Here is a 15,514-nt window from a genome sequence, read left to right as displayed (position 1 = left end):
CGGTGATAAATGAGGTTGTCTTACAGGGCTTGCAGGGCGTTGACTGCGTCGGCAATCGTTTCAGGATCCATGCCGCGCATGATCTTGCGCATCTGCGGCGCAATCTGTTCCAGGTCGCTGTTCAGGATTTCCTGCTTGACCGCCAGCAGCTGCGACGGGTGCATCGAGAATTCGCGCAAACCCATGCCCAGCAGCAGGCGGGTCATCTTGGCGTCGCCCGCCATTTCGCCGCACACGGCCACTTCGATGCCGGCTTTGTGGCCGGCGGCGATGGTCATCGCAATCAGCTGCAGGATCGCAGGATGCAGCGGGTCGTACAGGTGCGCCACTTCGTAATCCACGCGGTCGATCGCCAGCGTGTACTGGATCAGGTCATTGGTGCCGATGGACAGGAAGTCCATCTTCTTGACGAACATCGGCAGCGCCAGCGCGGCCGCAGGAATTTCGATCATGGCGCCGACCGGCACCTCGGGGTCGTACTTCTCCCCTCTTTCGTCAAGCTGCGTCTTGGCGCGCTTGATCATCGCCAGCGACTGGTCGATCTCGAAGGCGTGCGCCATCATCGGGATCAGGATGCGCACCTTGCCGTGCACCGAGGCGCGCAGGATGGCGCGCAACTGGGTCAGGAAGATCTGCGGCTCCGCCAGGCAGTAGCGGATGGCGCGCAAGCCCAGGGCCGGATTGAGCGCGGTGTGCTCCATCTGGTCCAGCGGCTTGTCGGCGCCGATATCGAGCGTGCGGATGGTGACCGGGCGGCCCTTCATGGCCAGCACGGCCTTGGCGTACTGCTCGTATTGTTCATCCTCCGACGGCATGTCGCCGTCGCGCCCCATGAACAGGAATTCGGAGCGGAACAGGCCGACGCCGTTTGCGCCCGACTCCATCGCGTGCTCGCAGTCCTCCGGCAATTCGATGTTCGCCATCAGTGCGATCTGCGTGCCGTCCCTGGTCACGGCCGGGGTCTTTTTCAGCTTGCCCAGCTTCTTGCGGGCGCGCATCGCTGCCAGCTGGCGCTCGCGGTACTGCTCCAGCACTTGCGCGCTTGGGGTGACGATCACTACGCCGGCGTCGCCGTCGATGATCACCCAGTCATCCTGCTGGATCAGGGTGGACGCCTGCGACATGCCGACAGCGGCCGGAATGTCGAGCGAACGCGCCACGATGGCGGTATGCGAGTTCTGGCCGCCCACATCGGTCACGAAGCCGATAAAGGAGCGGTCGCGGAATTTCAGCATGTCGGCCGGCGAGATATCGTGGGCCACCACGATCATCTGGGCCAGGAATTCATCGCCTTCGAGCTCCGCCTGTTTCGGCAGCAGCGGTTCGCTGCCCATCAGGACTTTCAGTACCCGCTCGGCGACCTGCTGGATGTCGGCCTTGCGCTCGCGCAGGTAGGGGTCTTCGATTTCGTCGAATTGCGCCGACAGTTCGTCGATCTGGGTCAACAGCGCCCATTCGGCGTTGTAATGGCGGCTGCGGATGATGTCCAGCGGCGCTTCGGAAATCATCGGGTCCGACAGGATCAGCGCATGCACGTCGATGAACGCACCCAGCTCGGTCGGGGCATCCTTCGGCAACTCATTCCACAGCGTTTGCAGCTCGCGGTGCACGGCAGCCAGCGCCTGCTGCAGGCGCTTCACTTCCGCTTCCACGTGCTCCTCGGAGATCAGGTAGTGCTTTACATCGAGCGCCGCCGGCGCAAGGATATGCGCGCGGCCGATCGCGATGCCTCGCGAAACCGGAATTCCGTGGAGGGAGAACGATGCCATCGGGCTGCCGTCCCGCATTTACTCGCCTTCGCCGAACTTGTCGTTGACCAGTGCGGCCAGGGCGTTGATGCAATCCTGTTCATCGGCGCCGTCCGCTTCCAGCAGGACTTTGGCGCCCTTGCCAGCAGCCAGCATCATCACGCCCATGATGGACTTGGCGTTGATGCGGCGGCCGTTACGCGACAGCCAGACATCGCTTTGGAACTTGGCTGCCAGTTGGGTGAATTTTGCAGAAGCACGTGCATGCAATCCGAGCTTGTTGATAATTTCAAGTTCTTGCTGAATCATGTTTTAGTTTTGTTTAGTTGACTCGGATACGATTATCGACCTTGACCGCGCCATTCTGCGCGCCAGCCAGGGCCATTTCCACTACTACGTCCAGCGTATCGGTACGGTAGGTGATGGCGCGCAGCAGCATGGGAAGGCTGATGCCCGCGACCACCTCGACCTGGCCGGCATCGGCCAGCTTGTTACAGCAATTGGCGGGCGTGCCGCCTTTGATATCGGTCATGACCAGCACGCCGGCACCGGTATCGAGGCGCTTGATGGCTTCACGCGCCAACTGCTGCACTTCGTTCAGGTCCTGGTCTGCCAGCACGTCGATTGCCTCCAGTTTTTCAACCGGGGCCCGGAACACATGCGCTGCGGCGGCCAGGAAAGCCTGGCCCAGCGGCGCGTGTGTCATCAATAAAATCCCTACCATGTTTATCCTTGCTGGCCTGCCCGGGCTTCCACCGCGTCGATGAACATGGACGCGACCTGGAAGCCAGTCTGCTGGGTGATCTCCTGGAAACAGGTCGGGCTGGTGACGTTTACCTCGGTGAGGTAATCGCCGATCACGTCTAATCCTACCAGCAACAGGCCACGGGCAGCCAATTCCGGCCCCAGCGCCTCGGCGATTTCGCGGTCGCGCTGCGACAGCGGCTGCGCCACGCCGGTGCCGCCAGCGGCCAGGTTGCCGCGCACTTCGCCCGCTTGCGGGATGCGCGCCAGGCAGTAAGGCACCGGCTTGCCGTCGATCAGCAGGATGCGCTTGTCACCCTTCACGATGTCGGGAATGTAGCGCTGCGCCATGATGGTACGGCTGCCGAGCTGGGTCAGGGTCTCGATGATGGAGCCCAGGTTCAGGCCATCGGCCTTCACACGGAAGATGCCGGCGCCGCCCATGCCGTCCAGCGGCTTCAGGATCACGTCGCCGTGTTCGGCCTGGAAATCGCGCAGGCGGGTTTCGTCGCTGGTGACCAGGGTCGGCGCGGTGAATTGCGAAAACTGGGCGATGGACAGCTTTTCATTGTGGTCGCGGATGGCGGAAGGCTTGTTGAACACTTTCGCGCCTTGTTTTTCCGCCAGTTGCAGCAAATAGGTGCCGTAGACGTATTCCATGTCGAACGGCGGGTCCTTGCGCTGGATCACCGCGTCGAAAGCGGCCAGGCTGGTGTCTTCCGATGGCGCGGCCCGGTACCAGTCTTTGGCGTCGCCGGTCATCTCGATGCGCGAGACGTGGGCCGTGACCTTGCCTTCCTTGAGCGCCATGTGGCGCTGCTGGAAGGCATACACCTCATGCCCGCGGCGCGCCGCCTCGGCCATCATGGCGAAGGTGGAGTCCTTGTAGATCTTGAAGCTGGACAGCGGGTCGGCGAGGAAGGCGATTTTCATGGATTAGTCCAAAAATGTAACAACTGATTCTAGCCGAAAACCGGCAAATCCGTGTCTGGCCGCAGCCGCCGCGTTATAGGGTGTCAGACTCCGCGGGTCTGACACCGGCTTACCGGTTCTAGTAGACCTCCGGATCCGGGTCAGTACGCTCCATCTCGAGCGACGCCGCCAGCAACGCCAGCCTCGCCACCACGCCATACACATAGAACCGATTCGGCACCGCAGTCCCCGGCTTGGCTTTCACATCCGGCACCGCATGTTGCTGCGCGAAAGCCAGCGGCACGAATTGCGAGCCCGGCGCGTTCAAATTCTGGTCCGCTCCCTTCTCGCCATGCACGCGGTAGAAGCCGCCCACTACATAGCGGTCGATCATATAGACCACCGGCTCCGCAAACGCCTCCTTGATGCTTTCGAAGGTCGGCACGCCCTCCTGGATATTCAGGTCGGTCACCGCCTTGCCATCCTTGATCACGGTCATGCGCTTGCGCTGCTCTTCCGACAACGCTTTCAGCTCAGCCGCATCGCGAACCGTGATGATGCCCTTGCCATAAGTGCCGGCATCCGGCTTGATGATGACGAAAGGCTTCTCCTTGATGCCGTATTCCTTGTACTTCTTGCGAATCTTGGCCAGAACCGCATCGACCGACGACGCCAGGCACTCCTGCCCTTCACCGGTTGCCAGGTCCACCGCGCCGCACTTGGCGTGGAACGGGTTGACCATCCACGGATCGACGCCGATCAATTTGCCGAACTTCTTCGCCACCTCGTCATAGGCATTGAAGTGGTTGGACTTGCGGCGAATTGCCCATCCGGCATGCAAAGGCGGCAACAGGCTTTGCTCATGCAGGTTGGTCAGGATGTCCGGGATGCCGGCCGACAGGTCGTTATTCAGCAGGATGGTGCAAGGGTCGAAATCCTTCAGCCCAAGGCGGCGGCCGTTAGGCGAGCGCACCAGCGGCTCCACCACCAGCATGTTGCCGTCAGGCAGCGCCAGCGGCGTCGGCTGGGTGATGGACGGGTCCAGCGTGCCAAAACGCACGCTGAGGCCAGTCTGACGGAAGATCTGCATCAGGCGCGCCACGCCCTGGAAATAGGTCGGGTGGCGCGGTTTGATTTCCGGGATCAGCAGCAGGTTGCGGGCATCCGGACAATATTTGTCGATCGCCGCCATGGCCGCCTGCACCGAAAGAGGGAGCATTTCATTGGCCAGGAAATGGAAGCCGCCCGGGAACAGGTTGGTATCCACCGGGGCCAGCTTGTAGCCGGCATTGCGCAGGTCTACCGACGCATAGAACGGCGGCGTATGCTCCTGCCACTCGAGGCGGAACCACCGTTCAATAGCAGGGGTAGCGGCAATGATCTTTTCTTCAAGATCCAGTAACGGCCCGGTCAGGGCCGTGACGAGATGGGGAACCATGTGACTTCCTTGCGGGTTGGTATTTGCAGACTCTCCATTTTGGGGCAAAACCGCCAATTAAAAGATACTTTTGGAACAAAAAAAGCCCCCGAACGGGGGCGTCAGGGGTCTGGCACCCTGACAAGACATGGCGCAGCCATGTCTTGTTGGGGTGCCTGACCCGGACTTTAAGCGTGGTAAGCCGATTCGCCGTGGCTGGTGATGTCCAGGCCCTCGCGCTCTTCTTCTTCCGGCACACGCAGGCCGATCACGATATCGACCAGTTTGTATGCCACGAAGGCAACCACTGCCGACCACACGATGGTGACACCAACGGCAGTTGCCTGGGTGATCACCTGGCCGCTGATCGAGTAATCAGCACTTGCCTTGTTGGCAACGTAGTCAAATACGCCCTGGCCGCCCAAAGATGGTGCAGCGAACACACCCGTCAGGATCGCACCCAGGATACCGCCCACGCCGTGCACGCCGAACACGTCCAGCGAGTCATCGGCACCGATCAGGCGCTTCAGGCCATTCACGCCCCACAGGCAGATGATGCCGGCCAACAGGCCGATTGCCAGTGCGCCCATCGGACCGACGAAGCCGCAAGCCGGGGTGATCGCCACCAGGCCGGCCACCGCGCCGGACGCGCCGCCCAGCATGGAAGGCTTGCCCTTGAAGAGCCACTCACCGAACACCCACGATACGGTTGCGCAGGCAGTTGCCAGCAGGGTGTTGACGAAAGCCAGTGCAGCGATGTCGCCAGCTTCCAGCGCCGAGCCGGCGTTGAAGCCGAACCAGCCCACCCACAGCAGCGAAGCGCCGATCATGGTCATGGTCAGCGAGTGCGGAGCCATGGAGTCGCGGCCGTAGCCAACGCGCTTGCCGATCATGATCGCGCCCACCAGGCCGGCGATAGCGGCATTGATGTGCACCACGGTGCCGCCGGCGAAGTCCAGCGCGCCCTTCTGGAAGATCCAGCCGGCCTTGGCGGTTTCGCTGGCCAGGGTGTCGGCATTGGTGATCGCATCAGGGCCGGTCCAGAACCAGACCATGTGGGCGATCGGCAGGTAGCTGAAGGTGAACCACAGCACCATGAAGGCCAGCACAGCGGAGAAGCGCACGCGCTCTGCAAACGCGCCGACGATCAGGCCGCAGGTAATGGCCGCGAAGGTGCCCTGGAAGGCAACATAGATGAATTCAGGGATCACCACGCCTTTGCTGAAGGTCGCAGCCACCGAGAAGGCGCCTTTGGCAGGATCATAGATACCGGCCAGCAGCGAGCGGCTGAAGCCACCGAAGAAGGCATTACCTTCGGTGAAGGCCAGCGAATAGCCATACAGGCACCACAGCACGATGATCAGCGCGAACACGAAGAACACCTGCAGCAGCACGGACAGCATGTTCTTCGAGCGCACCAGGCCGCCGTAGAACAGGGCCAGGCCCGGGATAGTCATCATGATCACCAGCAGGGTCGCCACGAACATCCAGGCGGTATCGCCCTTTTGTGCAACCGGGGCGGCCGGTGCAGCAGCCGGGGCGGCTGGAGCCGCAGCAGCGGCAGCGGGCGCGGCGGCATCAGCTGGAGCTGCGGCCGGAGCGGCCGGGGCAGCCGCAGAAGCGGCAGCGGTTGCAGCGGCAGCCGGCGCTTCTGCCGGCTTCGCATCTTGCGCCAGCACAGGCAGTGCTGCGCTGAAGGCCAACAGGACAGTCACCCCCGCCAGCCATTTCTTAATGGTCTTGTGCATCACGGTTCCCCTTACAGTGCTTCGTTGCCGGTTTCGCCGGTACGGATACGGATTACTTGCTCCAGCGACGAGACGAAAATCTTGCCGTCGCCAATCTTGCCGGTACGCGCGGCATTCTCGATCGCCTCGATAGCCTGGTCAACGATGGCATCGTCAACTGCCGCCTCGATCTTGGTCTTTGGCAGGAAATCGACCACATATTCCGCGCCGCGATACAGCTCGGTATGGCCTTTCTGGCGGCCGAAGCCTTTGACTTCGGTCACCGTGATACCTTGCACGTTGATCGCCGACAGGGCTTCACGCACCTCGTCGAGCTTGAACGGCTTGATAATGGCGGTAATCATTTTCATACGAATGCCTCTTCAGAAGGTTTTGGACACGGTCAGCACGAGGCCGCCCTTGCCCAGGTTTTTGCCATTGGTCGGCGCGATATACGCGTCGCTGGTGGTCTTGATATAGGCCAGCGCAACGGAAGCCACGCCGAAGTCCTTGGTTGCGCCGACTTTCCAGTCGGTATAGCTGAAGGCGCTATTGTTCTTCACCTTCTGGCGGCCAACGTGCAGGTTCAGGACGATGCCTTCGTACACTTCCTGGTTGACGGAAGCGTCGATGTAGGTACTGTGCTTGCTGTCTGCGAAGCCGAACAGATTGCTCAGCGAATGCGAGTACTTGAGGGTTGCCGGGCCATAGCCTACCTGGCCGTACAGTTCGCGGGTATTGGCGCTTGGATGCAGGTCGTTGGATGGATAGACATAAGCCAGGAAGCCGACGTCATAGCTGACGCCAGGCGCGATCTCACCGCGCTTGCCGCCGTACAGGTCCAGTTCAACGGAAGCATCACCGCCGCCATCCTTGATCCACTTGATGGTGGAGCCCCAGGCACCTGCATAGAAACCGGTCGGATTGTTGACCCAGTCGGCGCCGCCTTGCAGCGCCGGTTTCAGGCGGGTTTGCGAGATACCACGGTAGCGGTAGTCGCTGGTCAGGGCCGCGTTATAGCTGAACTCATTATCAGGCTTCGCCTCCGGTGCGGCATCGGCCGCTTGGGCCAGGCCGGTTCCCATCGTTGCCATTGCCAAGGCGATTGCAGCGGTGAGACCCAGCTTCTTGCTCTTTTGAATCATGGCGATTTTCCTTTTGAGTGAACTTTTATTGCGGTTTAAAATTCAATCTGAAACAACAGCTTTCTTGCTTATTAGCAGATTGCGTGCCAGCCAAAATTCGTGCGCGAATTGATATAAGAACAGCTTTCCGCACCATTTAAAGCCAAAGCCGCACCTTTGTGGTGCACAAACTCACACATCAGGAATGAAAAACATGGACATGAACGCCTTCTTCAACGACTTGCAACAGAAGGTCAACCAGGTCATCGAAAACTCGCCGGCCAAGGATATTGAGAAAAACGTCAAGGCAATGATGACCCAGGGCTTTGCCAAGCTGGACCTGGTGACCCGCGAGGAATTCGACATCCAGGCCCAGATGCTGGCCAAGGCCCGCGCCAAGCTGGACCTGATGGAATCGCGCCTGGCCGAGCTGGAAGCCAAGCTGGCCGACAAGTAATCCGCTTGCGCTAGCTCAAACAGGCGGTGGCGCCCGAGGCCTACGATGTTCAGTTGTAGACCGGGAGGCCACCATGAGCATCGCAGTCATCAAAAGCCGCGCCCTGGCCGGCATGCAGGCGCCGGAAGTCAGTGTTGAAGTCCACCTCGCCAATGGCTTGCCGGCCTTCGCCATCGTCGGCCTGGCCGACACCGAAGTCAAAGAATCGCGCGACCGGGTACGCGCCGCTATCACCAACGCAGGTTTCGAACTCCCGCATCACCGCATAACCGTCAACCTCGCCCCGGCCGACCTGCCCAAGGAATCCGGCCGCTTCGATCTGCCGATTGCGATCGGCATTCTGGCGGCTTCCGGCCAGATCCCCTCATCTTCCCTGGAACAATTCGAGTTTGCCGGCGAATTGTCGCTGACCGGCGACCTGCGGCCTATCCGCGGCGCCCTGGCAATGACTTACGCCATGCAGCGCGCCGCCGGCGGCGCTGGTCGCGGCTTCATCCTGCCGATGGCGAATGCCGACGAAGCAGCGCTGGTCGCCGGCGCCCGCATCTACCCCGCTGCCACGCTGCTGCAGGTATGCGCCCATTTCGGCCTGGATCCCGATGGCAGCTTCGCCTTGCCGCGCCACGTGGCCCAACCCTTGCCCCTACCGCCATCGATTCCGGATTTCGCCGACGTCAAAGGCCAGATCTTCGCCAAGCGCGCGATGGAAGTCGCTGCCGCAGGGCGCCACTCGGTATTGCTGGTCGGCCCGCCCGGCGCCGGCAAGACCATGCTGGCAACCCGCTTCGCTGGCTTGCTGCCCCTGATGACGGACGACGAAGCGCTGGAAGCCGCCGCCGTGCAGTCCCTGATCAGCGGCTTCACCGTCGAAGGCTGGAAGGTGCGCCCCTTCCGCGCACCGCACCACACTTCATCCGGCGCAGCACTGGTCGGCGGCGGCAGCGTTCCACGGCCCGGCGAAATCTCGCTCGCCCACTGCGGCGTTCTCTTCCTCGACGAACTCCCTGAATTCGACCGACGCGTGCTGGAGGTATTGCGCGAGCCACTCGAATCCGGCCGCGTCACCATCGCCCGCGCCACGCGGCACGCCGACTTCCCTGCCCGTTTCCAGCTAATCGCCGCCATGAACCCCTGTCCGTGCGGGTATCTGGGCCACCCGTCCGGCAGCTGCCGCTGTACCCCCGATCAGGTCCTGCGCTACCAGAATCGCATTTCGGGACCACTCCTGGACCGCATCGACATGCACATTGATGTCGGCCCCGTGCCGCCGGAGGTACTGCAGGCCGACGCCAATGGCGAGGCATCGGATGCGATTGCCGCCCGGGTGCACAGCGCCTTCGAGCGCCAGCTCAAACGCCAGGGCAAGTCCAACCAGCAGCTCACGCCCCGCGAAATCGACCGCTTCTGCAAGCCCGATGCCAGCGGCCAGGTCGCGCTGCGCGACGCGATGTTCAAGTTGCAGTGGTCGGCGCGCGCTTATCACCGTGTGCTGCGGGTAGCCCGGACCATTGCCGACCTTGCCAACGAAAAGCAGGTCGGCGCCAAGCATATCCTGGAAGCCATCCAACTGCGCCGCGCCTTGCGCGAGCTCTGATCCATTTACGATCGATCCTGATGAAGCAGAAAAAACGTCCAGCAGCCCTTTGCGAACTTCACCAACGCTAAGTTTCAAATGTAATTCCGCGTAAATCCCTGGTTTTGGCGGCGGTTTCTTCGCTAGAATTGCCGCCACCATGACTACCCAAAACCGTTACTCGCGCTACTGCGCCGGCCCTCTCCTGATCTTTTTGTGCTGCAGCAGCGCGGCGGCGCAAACCCAGACCTCCCAGCCAGCCAAGGCCAACGCCGCGCCAGCAACAGTAAAGAAGGAAGTCCCGCCTGAAACCGGCAATATCGCCAGCGTGACCGTAGCCGCCGAGCGCCCTACCAACCGCATCGACCGTCAGGTCTACGATGTGAAATCCGACGCGTCGACCAGCAACGGCTCCGCCGCTGACGCGCTGAACAACGTCCCTTCCGTGAACGTCGATCCGGATGGCTCGCTGACCCTGCGCGGCAGCAGCAATGTGCAGGTCTACGTCGACGGCAAGCCATCCGCCATGCTGCAAGGCGATAACCGCGGCCCGGCGCTGCAATCGATCCCCGCCGAAGACCTGGAGTCGGTGGAAGTGATTAACAACCCCGGCGCACAATTCGGCAACGAAGGCGGCGGCGGTCCGATCATCAACCTGGTGATGAAGCGCTCGCGCCGTCCCGGCGGCTTTGGCGTGGCCAATGCCAACTACGGCACGGCAGGCCGCTACAACAGCGCGCTGTCCGGCACCTACAACGAGGGCCTGTGGGGCTTCCAGGGCGGCATCAACCTGCGCCATGACGGGCGCAACTCTGTCGGCGAAACGGTGCGCGACCGCATCGATCCGCGCAGCGGCGCCCTGTCGCACAGCGACCAGCAATCGCGATCGAACGGCTTGAACGACAACGCCGGCCTGAACGGCGGCGTCACCTACAACCTGGGCGCCAACGATACGCTGGGCGCGCAAGTGGCCTACTCGCACCGCACCAACGATGCACGCGCAACCGACAACTACCTGTCGACCGATCCTGACGGCGTTGTCACCGACAACTACCTGCGCAGCACCGTGCGCGAAGGCGAGAGCAAGAACTACTCGTGGAACGCGCGCTGGGACCACAAGGGCGACGTGCCAGGTGAAACCTTCAAGATGGACTTGCGCGTTTCGACCGCCACCAACGATTCCGACAACACCTACCGCAATAGCTATGTGGTACGTCCGCCAATCGGCAGCCAGGCCGACAGTGCTCAGAAGAACCGCAACAAGAATGAGATCATCGACTTCACCGGCGATTACGAAGCAAACCTGTTCGGCGGCGTGACCAAGCTTGGCTACAAGATCGTCCAGAACCGCAACGATTCGAGCATCGATTACACCAACATCGACCCGGTCACGCAGGAAGGCTCACCCAACGCCTTGCGCAGCAACGCCTTCGACATGAAGGAAACCATCTACGCTGCCTACGGTTCCTACCAGATGCGCATCAACGAACAGTGGGGCCTGATGGCCGGCCTGCGTGCCGAACACACCGAGATGGAAATCGACCAGCTCACCAGCCAGGTCGCGGCCGGCAACAGCTACACCAACCTGATTCCGAGCTTCTTCGCCACTTACAAAGTGAGCGAGAACTCGCAACTGCGCTTCGCCTACGCACATCGCCTGCGCCGCCCAAATGCCCAGGACCTGAATCCGTTCGTGGTCTATCGCGATGAGCTGAACGTCTCCTCGGGCAATCCGAAACTGAAGCCGGCGCAGACCGACTCTTTCGAACTCGGTTACGAGACCCGCCTGTTCGGCCTCGAAACAAACTTGCGCGGCTACTACCGCGACGAGTCCGACTCCATCCTGGACCGCAAATACTTCATCAGCGACACCGTGCTGTTGACGACCCGCGAAAACGCCGGCAGCACGCGCTCGGGCGGCGTGGAATTCACGCTGACCGGCAAGCTGCTGCCAACGCTGACGCTGAACCTGAGCGGCAACGTAGCGCGCTTCGAGCAGAGCGTGATCGAAACCAATGGCGACCAGACCCAGCGCACCGCGTCCTCGCTGAGCGGCCGCCTGCGCCTGAACTGGCAGGCGACCAGCACCGACATGCTGCAGGCCGCAGTGCAAGCACAAGGCAAGATGCTGACCGGCCAGGGCTACCGCGAACCGAACACCACGCTGAACCTGACGTGGCGCCACGCCATCACCCAGCAACTGGCCCTGATGGTCAATGCCACCGACGTCTTCAACAGCAACAAGATGTCAACCATCACCGATACCTACGCCGTGCGCGAGCGCTCGGTGCGCGAGTTTGATGGCCGCATTATCTATGTCGGCCTGTCCTACCGCTTCGGCGGCTCGCCTGGCATACGGCGTGAAGGCGGCCCTGGACGCGAGCCAGGCGGCATGCGCGGGCCTGGCGGCCCTGGCATGGGCCCGCCACCTGGCGGCGGCATGGGTCCAGGCCCCGGCGGAGAATGATCCTTTCGCGAGGTGCTAACATTCGGGTATGAAGAAACTCACCCTGAACCAAGCCCTCGCGGCCCTGCTCGCCGCCGCTGCACTCGCAGCCTGCAGCCCAAAATTCGACTGGCGCGACTTCCGCAGCACCGATGCCCCGTACACCATCATGTTGCCGGGTAAAGCCGCCACCTACACCCGCGCCGTCAACCTCGATGGCCAGGAAGTGAAGATGACCATGTCCGCAGCGGAAGTCGACGGCACCATGTTCGCCGTCGGCACTGCTGAACTTCCGGACGCCACCAAGGCCGCCCAGGCCGTGCAAGCGATGAAGCTTGCCATGGTGCGCAATATCGGCGGTACTATTACCAAAGAAAGCACCAAGGACGGTGCGTTTGAGGTGGAAGCACGCGGCGCCGCGCCCAATGGCGCCCCGCTGGCCATGCATGGCCGTTTCCTGGCGAAGGACAAACGCGTATATCAGGTCGTCATTCTGGGGAACCAGAAACATTTTGATGCGGATACGGTTGATACATTCTTGAGTTCGTTTAAATTGTATTAAGTAGCACGACGCGCGCGACTGCACTCGTGCTATCGTATTAGCACATCAACAAACTAAGGGAAGCGCGCCATGTTGATCAAATTTAAATCCATTTCGTCGCCGGAAGTCATGATGGCTCACGAGCACGTCGAACGCATCATGGACCTGCTGAAGAAGAGCCCCACCAGGGGTGTCATCACGGCAGCGGAAGCTTCCCAGGCGCTGCAACTGCTCGAGAAGGAAGTTGCACTGAGCAAACTGCATCCGGAAGTCGATTCAGAGCATGCCGCCCATATGCCCAGCCATGGGTTGCCGGACGATGACAGCGACGCCGATTTCGGGGAAACCCAGAAGGTAGGCTTTGCGCAGCGCGCCTTCCCCCTCTTGGAAATGCTGCGTGCCGCCCAGACGGGCGGGCACGATATCGTGTGGGGCGTCTAGCCCCACCCCTGGCTTATTTCTGAGCCGGCACGAAGTCTTCCATGACCGCCTTGCGCAGCAGCGCGGGCGGCAACATCCCCTGGGACAGCACGAAGTCGTTAAAGGCCTTGCGGTTGAACTTCTGGCGCAAGGCCACTTCGGCTGCCTGGCGGGTTTCCATCAGGCGCTGGTAGCCGTAGAAATATGAAGTCGCCTGGCCCGGAGCGCGGAAAGTGTAGCGCTGCATTTCCTGCGTTGCCATGCCTTCCGACAGGCCAACCTCGTCCATCAGGAACGATTTCACGCCTTCGGGGCTGATTTCACCCAGGTTCACCATGGGATCGAGGAAGGCACGCGCCGCACGCTGCATGCGTGCCTGCAGTGCGAACAACTGGCCATCGAGCGGCTCAAACGGTTGCATTTCCGCTTCCGCATACAGGGCCCAGCCTTCCACGTTCACGCTGTTAAAGGCGAACACGCCGCGCGCGGTCGAGACACCCATCTCGATCATCTTCGCGAACTGCAGCTCGTGGCCTGGACGCGCTTCGTGTGCGGTCAGGGTCCAGCTACCGGCCTGGTGGGTGAAGTCGTCGAACACCAGCTTCTTGCCGCTGGCATCAGGCGGCATGCCGGTGGTCAGCACGAATTCACCATACTCGCCGGTATTGCCGATCAGGCGTGGTGGGCTCATGTGCGGTGCAGGCTGCTGCGCATTCTCGGCTTCGCTCGCCAGGCGGATCACGGCTTTGCGGTCCGGCAGCGTAACAATGCCTTTCTCACGCACGGCGGATTCGATCTGCGACAAGCGTTCGCCATACAGCGGCATCACTTGTTCGGCCGGAATCTGCTGCTTCTTCAGCTCGCGCATCACGGCGCGGTAGTCTGCGTTCGGCAGCTTGCGCTCTTGGGCAATCAGGCCGGCAGTAATGGCCATCTGGTTGCGAATTTCGGCAAACGACGTCAATGCCTTCGCAATCAATTCTTTTGGAGCGATATCTACACCGAACTGGCGCAGGTTGTCCGAGTAGACTTCAGCCGGCAGGCGATGGTCGGCGCGCGCCTTCGGCAGGATCTGGTCCTTGATCTTGGCGTTATATGCGGTCAGTTGGGTTTCGATCGCCGCGAAAGCCGGCTCCCAGCCTTTCAGTTCGCTCTTGCTGAGCAAGTCCTTCATGCCTTTGATCAGGGACGGCGCTGCGCTCAGCGACTGCTCCACTTCGCCCTTGTACGGCCCGAGCAGGTTCTTGTCGGCCTTCTGTCGTTCCAGATAGCGCTCGTAGGCCAATTCAGTGATCGGGCGGTAGCCCTTGGTAATGCCCGCGTATTTCTCCATGCGCACCAGCAGGGTTTTCTGGCGCTCTTTCGGGATACGTGGATCGAGCGTCTGGCGCATCACACCAAACATCAGTTGAGTCAGATCGAGGTAAGGCAGCAAGTGCTTGCGGTTGACCGCAGCCGAACGCAGCTGGTCCTCTGCCGCACCGATCAGGATTTCCAGGTCTTGCTTGACCTTAGGGTCCTTCTCCGCTTTCAATCGTTTTTGCAGTTCGGCGATGACGGCACGCGTGTCTTTCGCAGTGACCTCAAACAGGTCGCGCGACATGTCGGTGATTTGCTCATCGTAACCGTCCACGCCCAGGCTACTCGCGCTTTCAGGCGAGTACCTGGCTTGCAGGTTCAGCAAAAGCTTGGCGTTCTCGTTGCTCTTCGTGACCCAAGCCGGCTCGGTAGCCGCAGAGACATGAAGGGACAGCAGGGCCAGGGTAAGGCCACTGAGGAGTTTCGTGATCGGCATCGTTATTCCTTTATAAAGAAATGCGTGCCGTAGTGTAAAGCAAAAAGCCCGCTGGCATATGCCTAGCGGGCTTTTCTAATAAGAGCCTGACGATAACCTACTTTCACACTGGTTGCAGCACTATCATCGGCGCAAAGTCGTTTCACGGTCCTGTTCGGGATGGGAAGGGGTGGGACGGTCCCACCCCTNACGCGCAAAAGCAAAAAGCCCGCTGGCATATGCCTAGCGGGCTTTTCTAATAAGAGCCTGACGATAACCTACTTTCACACTGGTTGCAGCACTATCATCGGCGCAAAGTCGTTTCACGGTCCTGTTCGGGATGGGAAGGGGTGGGACCGACTTGCTATGGTCATCAGGCATGACTTGTCAACAATCCGGGAAGAAGTAAAAGTGGGGGGTGTATTCTCAAACACAGGYAAGTGCTRMATAACCGTCAAGGTTATAGGGACAAGCCTTACGGGCAATTAGTATCAGTTAGCTTAATGCATTACTGCACTTCCACACCTGACCTATCAACGTCCTGGTCTCGAACGACCCTTCAAGGAGCTCAAGGCTCCGGGAAATCTCATCTTAAGGCAAGTTTCCCGCTTAGATGCTTTCAGCGGTTATC

At 61.0% G+C, this 15,514-nt stretch carries 14 protein-coding genes and 2 rRNA genes; 5 read left to right on the top strand and 11 right to left on the bottom strand.

Translation table 11 applies throughout. The annotated features are described in order from the left end of the window. Positions 1–20: 20 nt before the first annotated feature. The 8 genes from ptsP to ASD58_RS10430 form a co-directional block, all read right to left on the bottom strand. Positions 21–1,769: a phosphoenolpyruvate--protein phosphotransferase gene (gene ptsP, locus ASD58_RS10465; protein WP_057261163.1), complete on the bottom strand. Its 1,749-nt coding sequence runs from the start codon at positions 1,767–1,769 to the stop codon at positions 21–23. A gap of 18 nt (positions 1,770–1,787) precedes the next feature. After that, on the bottom strand, positions 1,788–2,057 hold the full coding sequence (locus tag ASD58_RS10460; RefSeq protein ID WP_055928627.1) for an HPr family phosphocarrier protein: 270 nt from the start codon (positions 2,055–2,057) through the stop codon (positions 1,788–1,790). 13 nt (positions 2,058–2,070) lie between these two features. Beyond that, positions 2,071–2,472 carry a PTS sugar transporter subunit IIA gene (locus ASD58_RS10455; RefSeq protein WP_057261065.1) on the bottom strand — a complete coding sequence of 134 codons (402 nt, stop codon included), beginning with the start codon at positions 2,470–2,472 and terminating at the stop codon, positions 2,071–2,073. A gap of 2 nt (positions 2,473–2,474) precedes the next feature. Next, positions 2,475–3,425, bottom strand: coding sequence for a glutathione synthase (gene gshB / locus ASD58_RS10450; protein WP_057261064.1), 951 nt, complete (start codon positions 3,423–3,425; stop codon positions 2,475–2,477). A gap of 118 nt (positions 3,426–3,543) precedes the next feature. Beyond that, complete coding sequence (gene gshA / locus ASD58_RS10445; RefSeq protein ID WP_057261063.1) at positions 3,544–4,842, bottom strand: glutamate--cysteine ligase; 1,299 nt, start codon at positions 4,840–4,842, stop codon at positions 3,544–3,546. A gap of 167 nt (positions 4,843–5,009) precedes the next feature. Beyond that, positions 5,010–6,569, bottom strand: coding sequence for an ammonium transporter (locus ASD58_RS10440; protein ID WP_057261062.1), 1,560 nt, complete (start codon positions 6,567–6,569; stop codon positions 5,010–5,012). Between the two features lie 11 nt (positions 6,570–6,580). Beyond that, entirely contained in the window at positions 6,581–6,919 is a 339-nt protein-coding gene (locus ASD58_RS10435; protein ID WP_028102386.1) for a P-II family nitrogen regulator, read from the bottom strand. 12 nt (positions 6,920–6,931) lie between these two features. Then, the gene (locus ASD58_RS10430) at positions 6,932–7,693 is read right to left on the bottom strand and encodes a TorF family putative porin (protein WP_057261061.1); all 762 of its coding nucleotides are present in this window, start codon (positions 7,691–7,693) and stop codon (positions 6,932–6,934) included. A 193-nt stretch (positions 7,694–7,886) separates the two neighbouring features. On the opposite strand from ASD58_RS10430, the gene ASD58_RS10425 reads away from it, so the two are divergent. The 5 genes from ASD58_RS10425 to ASD58_RS10405 all read left to right on the top strand — a co-directional run bounded on the left by ASD58_RS10425 (position 7,887) and on the right by ASD58_RS10405 (position 13,130). Continuing rightward, positions 7,887–8,129, top strand: a complete 243-nt coding sequence (locus ASD58_RS10425) for an accessory factor UbiK family protein (protein ID WP_057261060.1) — start codon at positions 7,887–7,889, stop codon at positions 8,127–8,129. Between the two features lie 73 nt (positions 8,130–8,202). Continuing rightward, positions 8,203–9,723 carry a YifB family Mg chelatase-like AAA ATPase gene (locus ASD58_RS10420; RefSeq protein ID WP_057261059.1) on the top strand — a complete coding sequence of 507 codons (1,521 nt, stop codon included), beginning with the start codon at positions 8,203–8,205 and terminating at the stop codon, positions 9,721–9,723. 139 nt (positions 9,724–9,862) lie between these two features. Further along, positions 9,863–12,169 (top strand): TonB-dependent receptor domain-containing protein, encoded by a 2,307-nt coding sequence (locus ASD58_RS10415; protein ID WP_082565347.1) that lies wholly within the window; start codon positions 9,863–9,865, stop codon positions 12,167–12,169. 28 nt (positions 12,170–12,197) lie between these two features. Then, positions 12,198–12,710, top strand: coding sequence for a hypothetical protein (locus ASD58_RS10410; RefSeq protein WP_057261058.1), 513 nt, complete (start codon positions 12,198–12,200; stop codon positions 12,708–12,710). Between the two features lie 69 nt (positions 12,711–12,779). Beyond that, positions 12,780–13,130 carry a DUF1840 domain-containing protein gene (locus ASD58_RS10405; RefSeq protein WP_057261057.1) on the top strand — a complete coding sequence of 117 codons (351 nt, stop codon included), beginning with the start codon at positions 12,780–12,782 and terminating at the stop codon, positions 13,128–13,130. Between the two features lie 13 nt (positions 13,131–13,143). Here the strand turns inward: ASD58_RS10405 and ASD58_RS10400 are convergent, their stop codons facing one another. The 3 genes from ASD58_RS10400 to ASD58_RS10390 form a co-directional block, all read right to left on the bottom strand. Next, the gene (locus ASD58_RS10400; RefSeq protein ID WP_057261056.1) at positions 13,144–14,904 is read right to left on the bottom strand and encodes a DUF885 domain-containing protein; all 1,761 of its coding nucleotides are present in this window, start codon (positions 14,902–14,904) and stop codon (positions 13,144–13,146) included. 244 nt (positions 14,905–15,148) lie between these two features. Further along, positions 15,149–15,261 (bottom strand): 5S ribosomal RNA (gene rrf, locus ASD58_RS10395). An 86-nt stretch (positions 15,262–15,347) separates the two neighbouring features. Then, positions 15,348–15,514, bottom strand: a 23S ribosomal RNA gene (locus ASD58_RS10390); the annotation flags it as partial.

The sequence above is a fragment of the Duganella sp. Root1480D1 genome (genome assembly GCF_001427305.1).
In the GTDB taxonomy this organism is placed as follows: Bacteria; Pseudomonadota; Gammaproteobacteria; order Burkholderiales; family Burkholderiaceae_D; genus Rugamonas.
Note: the sequence above shows the minus strand (reverse complement) of the source record. Positions and strands in the feature narration are given on the sequence as shown.